The sequence below is a fragment of the Nocardioides lijunqiniae genome (assembly GCF_015024225.1).
GTDB lineage: Bacteria > Actinomycetota > Actinomycetes > Propionibacteriales > Nocardioidaceae > Nocardioides > Nocardioides lijunqiniae.
The window spans coordinates 1-5,025 of sequence record NZ_JACJGM010000069.1; the positions used below are offsets into that span (position 1 = coordinate 1).

The 5,025-nt window shown below is 74.6% G+C and carries 5 protein-coding genes; 1 reads left to right on the plus strand and 4 read right to left on the minus strand.

From position 1 onward, the window contains the following. From IRQ30_RS22965 to IRQ30_RS22980, 4 genes are all read right to left on the minus strand, one after another. On the minus strand, positions 1 to 555 hold a 555-nt coding region (locus IRQ30_RS22965), incomplete at its 3' end, for a DUF7134 domain-containing protein (protein WP_227468019.1). A gap of 61 nt (positions 556 to 616) precedes the next feature. Then, complete coding sequence (locus tag IRQ30_RS22970) at positions 617 to 2,092, minus strand: PH domain-containing protein (protein WP_193615138.1); 1,476 nt, start codon at positions 2,090 to 2,092, stop codon at positions 617 to 619. Further along, the gene (locus IRQ30_RS22975; RefSeq protein WP_338089835.1) at positions 2,089 to 2,577 is read right to left on the minus strand and encodes a PH domain-containing protein; all 489 of its coding nucleotides are present in this window, start codon (positions 2,575 to 2,577) and stop codon (positions 2,089 to 2,091) included. The genes IRQ30_RS22970 and IRQ30_RS22975 overlap by 4 nt, the downstream gene beginning before the upstream one ends. 17 nt (positions 2,578 to 2,594) lie before the next feature. After that, the gene (locus IRQ30_RS22980) at positions 2,595 to 4,385 is read right to left on the minus strand and encodes an acetyl/propionyl/methylcrotonyl-CoA carboxylase subunit alpha (RefSeq protein ID WP_338089836.1); all 1,791 of its coding nucleotides are present in this window, start codon (positions 4,383 to 4,385) and stop codon (positions 2,595 to 2,597) included. A 121-nt stretch (positions 4,386 to 4,506) separates the two neighbouring features. On the opposite strand from IRQ30_RS22980, the gene IRQ30_RS22985 reads away from it, so the two are divergent. Continuing rightward, positions 4,507 to 5,025: hypothetical protein (locus tag IRQ30_RS22985; protein WP_193615139.1), on the plus strand; the 519-nt coding region annotated here is incomplete at its 3' end.

Consider the following 5,025-nt stretch of genomic DNA (forward strand, 5'->3'; position numbering starts at 1 on the left):
GGCCGCCACGGCCGCCTCGGACTCGGCGGCCCGCGCCCGCTCCAGCTGGGCGGCGCGCGCCTCGGCCTGCGCCGCGCGGTCGCGGCGGCTGCGCGTCGCCTCGCCCAGCAGCCACGCCGTCGACATCAGGAGCACCGAGACGCTCAGGTCCTCCGCGTCCCACTGCGGCCAGTCGACCACGAAGACGGCGGCGACCCCGGCGACCGCGAAGGCACCGGCTCCGTTGGCCCAGGCGCGCGGCGCGTAGGCGGCCACGGTGTAGAGCGAGACCAGCGCCGCGTAGGGCACGGGCGGGTCCGGGAGGTCGGTGATTCCGTAGACCATGGTGGCCACGCCCGTCGCCAGGGGGGCCACGAAGGGGAACAGCCGCCGCACCGCGAGCGGGGCGCACTGAGCCGCGACGATCCCGTAGGCCCACCACCCGGCCGGGGGGCACCCGCACCCGTCGTCCATGCGGAGCAGCGGCAGCAGCGACAGGACGCCCACGACCGTGGCGACGAACGGGTCCAGCAGCGGGTCCAGCCGCCGGCGCCACGGGTCGAGGTCGATCGTCACCCGGGCAGTCTGGCAGCCCACCGCCCCTGCGCGACTCCCTCGCGCGAGGGATCCTCGGCGCTCAGGCGAGGAACTGGCGCACCACGTGGGGGAGCGTCTCGGCGGCCAGGGCGACGGCGAGCGGCTCGGGGACGTCGATCACGGTGACCGACTGGGGCCCGCCCGCGGTGGTCGCGACCAGCGAGGTCAGCCCCAGGCGGCGCTGGAACCACGTGGCACGCAGGTTCCACCCGATGACGTGGTCGACCTCGAGGTGGTCGCGGCGGCGGGCGAGCGTGCCCGACCGGGCGACGACGTGGCCGTCGGCGAGCGCGTGGCCGAGACCGCGGGCGCGGTCGGCGGCCAGAGGGAGGGCGAGCAGCGGCAGCACCAGGACGGGCAGCACCGACCACCACGGCGCCCCGAGGGCGAGCGGCACCGCGGCCACCGCGGCGGCGAGCACGACCGCCGTACCGACGGCACGGGTGTAGCGGCGCCGCGAGGCGGCGGGACCGTGGCGGGTCAGCTCCGCGCGCACCGGGGCGTCGGTGCCGAGCACGGCCGCCCCGGCGCGCTGCACCACGGCGAGCGGCGCCGGCGGCACCAGCGTGGAGCTGCCCGACGCGGAGCCGAGCCCGGTGACGATCGCGGTGAGCCGGCCGCCGCCGGCCAGGCGGAGGCCGAGCGGCTCGCCGACCGTGACGCCGGCGACGCGCTCCTCGTCGAGGCTCGTCTCGCGGGTGGTGACCAGGCCGCGACGCAGGTGCCAGGACCCGCGCGCGCGGGTGAGGGCGAAGCCCCAGTTGGTGACGAGGTAGCCGAGGACCGAGACGGCGACGACGAGGACGGCGAGCACGACGAGGCCCAGCGCCACGGCGGTCCAGCCGGGGAGGCCGATGTGCCAGGAGGTCGGGTCGATCTCGTCCCACAGGGGGACGTTGCTCAGGACCTGGCCGCCGAGGCCCAGGATGCCGGCGGTCACGACCAGTCCACTGGTGGTGAGCGGCGCGTAGCGCAGCCAGGCGAGGTCGAGCTCGACCACGGGCCGCTCGGGAGCGGGTGGGACGCCGTCCGGCGTCGTCGCGGGGTCCTCGGCGTGGGCGGTCCGCAGCAGGTCCGAGCGCAGCTGCTGGGCGCGGGCGACGGGCAGTCCGTCGAGGTCGAGGTCGTCGTCCTCCCCGCTGGCGCCGGTGCCGGTGCCGATCCGCAGCGTGGTCAGCCCGAGGACCCGGTGGATCGGGGAGGCCGTGAGGTCGACGGTGCGCACGCGGTCGAGCGGCGTCGACAGCACGTGGCGGCTCAGCAGGCCGCGCTTGAGCTCGACGCGGCCGGCGGCGACGCGGAAGCTGGTGGTGAGGTAGCGGAACAGGCCGAGGACCACGGGCACGACGATGCCGAGGAACTGCCACGGCTGGCCGCCGGAGGCGGCGCCCGCGAGGAACAGCCCGATCAGCGGCGGCAGGAAGCGCACGACCTCGCGAACCGGGTGGACCAGCAGCATCCGCGGGTCCAGCCGCTGCCAGTCGTCGGGCGCGGCCGGGGGAGCGGGGTGGCTCACGTCGCGTCGCCCTCCACGGCGTCGGCCTTGAGCGTGAGCTCGTCGACGAGCTGCTGGGCGCGGTGCCGGGCGAGGCCGGCGATCTGCAGCGCGCCGGCCGCGGACGCGGTGGTGACGGTGACGGTGGCCAGCCCGAACAGCCGCGCCACCGGGGTCTCGGCGTAGTCGACGGTCTGGATGCGCGACATCGGCGCGATCCGCCGCTCCCGCGCCCACCAGCCGGTCTGGGTGTAGACGGCGGTGTCGGTGACCTCCCAGCGGTGCACCAGGTAGCGCCACTGCGGCACCACGGCGGCGTACGCCACCACGGCGAGCAGGCCGAGCGCGACCATCCACCAGGTGAGGTCGACGGCGTCCCACATGCCCGCGGCGACGGCGAGGACGGCGACGGTGACGACGCCCTCGACCAGGTTCGACACCTGCCACATCAGGCGGGCCTTGGTGCTGACCCGCTCGCGGGGCTCTCGCAGGGTCGGCTGGTGCACGCAGCCGAGGCTAGCGGTCAGTCCTTGAGCTCACAGATGACGGCACCGTTGGTGACGGTGGCGCCGACCTCGGCCTGCAGCCCGGTGACGGTGCCGGCCTTGTGGGCCTTGAGCGGCTGCTCCATCTTCATGGCCTCCATGACCACGATGACGTCGCCCTCGGCGACCTCCTGGCCCTCGGTGACGGAGACCTTGACGATCGTTCCCTGCATCGGGCTCGTCACGGAGTCGCCGCTGGCCGCGGCGCCGGCCTTCTTGCCGGAGGCGCGCTGGGGCTTCTTGGCGCCGCCCCCGGCGGAGATTCCGCCCAGGCCCGCCGGGAGGACCACCTCGAGCCGGCGACCGTCGACCTCGACGACGACCTTCTGGGTCTCCACCGGCTCGTCGGCCTCGGCGACCTCGCCGCCGTAGGGAGTGATCTGGTTGTCGAAGTCCGTCTCGATCCACTGCGTGTAGACGGTGAACTCGCCCTCGCCGGACGGCGTGGAGGAGCCGACGTACGCCGGGTCGGAGACCACCGCGCGGTGGAAGGGGATCACGGTCGGCATGCCGTCGACGACGAACTCGTCGAGGGCGCGGCGCGAGCGCTCGAGGGCCTGGGTGCGGTCGCGGCCGGTGACGATGAGCTTGGCGATCAGCGAGTCGAACGAGCCCGGGATGGTCTCGCCGTTCTCGTAGCCGCCGTCGACGCGGACTCCCGGACCGCTCGGCGGGCTCCAGGCCGACAGGGTGCCGGGGGCCGGCATGAAGTTGCGCCCGCCGTCCTCGGCGTTGATGCGGAACTCGATCGAGTGCCCGCGGATCTCCGGGTCGCCGTAGCCGAGCTCCTCGCCGGCCGCGATGCGGAACATCTCGCGGACCAGGTCGATGCCGGTGACCTCCTCGGACACGCAGTGCTCGACCTGCAGGCGGGTGTTGACCTCGAGGAACGAGATCGTGCCGTCCTGGGCGACGAGGAACTCGCAGGTGCCGGCGCCGTAGTAGCCGGCCTCGAGGAGGATCCGCTTGGAGGACTCGTAGAGCTCGGCGACCTGGTCGTCGGTCAGGAACGGCGCGGGCGCCTCCTCGACGAGCTTCTGGTTGCGGCGCTGCAGCGAGCAGTCGCGGGTGGAGACGACCACGACGTTGCCGTGCTGGTCGGCGAGGCACTGGGTCTCGACGTGGCGGGGCTTGTCCAGGAACTTCTCGACCAGGCACTCGCCGCGGCCGAACGCCGTGACGGCCTCGCGGACCGCCGACTCGTAGGCGTCGGGGATCTCCTCGAGCGTGCGGGCGACCTTGAGGCCACGCCCGCCGCCGCCGAAGACGGCCTTGATCGCGACGGGCAGCCCGTTGGCCTTCGCGAACTCCACGACCTCGTCGGCGTCCTTGACGGGGTCCTTGGTGCCGGGGGCGAGCGGCGCCTTCGCCTTGTCGGCGATGTGCTTGGCCTTGGCCTTGTCGCCGAGCGCCTCGATCGCGGCGGGCGGGGGACCGATCCAGGTGAGCCCGGCGTCGATCACGGCCTGGGCGAAGTCGGCGTTCTCGGCGAGGAAGCCGTAGCCGGGGTGGATCGAGTCGGCGCCGGACTTCTGCGCGACAGCGACGATCTTCGTGATGTCGAGGTAGGAGTCGGCCGGGGTCGCGCCCCCGAGCGAGTGGGCCTCGTCGGCCAGCCGCACGAACAGCGCGTCGCGGTCGGGCTCGGCGTAGACCGCCACGCTGCCGATGCCGGCGTCCTTGCAGGCGCGGATGACGCGGACGGCGATCTCGCCGCGGTTGGCGACGAGCACCTTCTGCAGCGGCTTGATGTGGGCCGAGTCGGGCACGTGGCGCTCCTGGGGTCGTGGGTCTCCGCCCGGCAGGGTATCGCCCGACCGGGCCCCGGGGACGTGAGGTACATCTCGGCGGGGCCGCGCGTGACTCGGACCCGGTGCTTAGAGTGGGGCGGTGGCGCAACGACAGGGCTTCTGGCGAGAACCGTCCGGCACCCCCACCTCGGAGGCGATCGCCCTCGAGGCCTGGGTGCGCGAGGCGTACGGCGTGCTGGTCGAGGTCGCGGGCGACTACCGCGCGACGATCACGACCACCGACCTCGGCGAGCGCGTGCAGGAGGCGAGCGAGATCCGCACCAGCCGCCCGGTCACCCAGTGGCTGCCCAAGGTGCTGGTCCCCGTCGCGCACCTGTGCCGCCACGAGGGCACGCCGCCGCTGCCCGCGCTGGTCGTGGACCCCCACACGCGGTGGGTGGGCGAGGCCTACGACGACGTCCTGCGCGTCGACGACCGGCTCCCGATCCTCGACCCCCACAAGCGCGAGGCGCACGCCTCGGCGGCCCGCCTCGAGTGCTACCGCTGGGCCGGCTCCGCTCCCGCCGACGCCGTGCCCGCCCCGGTGCCGGAGCCGGTCGGCCGACGGCGTCCCCGCGCCGCGGCGGCGTCCGGAGGGTCCGGCGCGCCGCGCACGCCC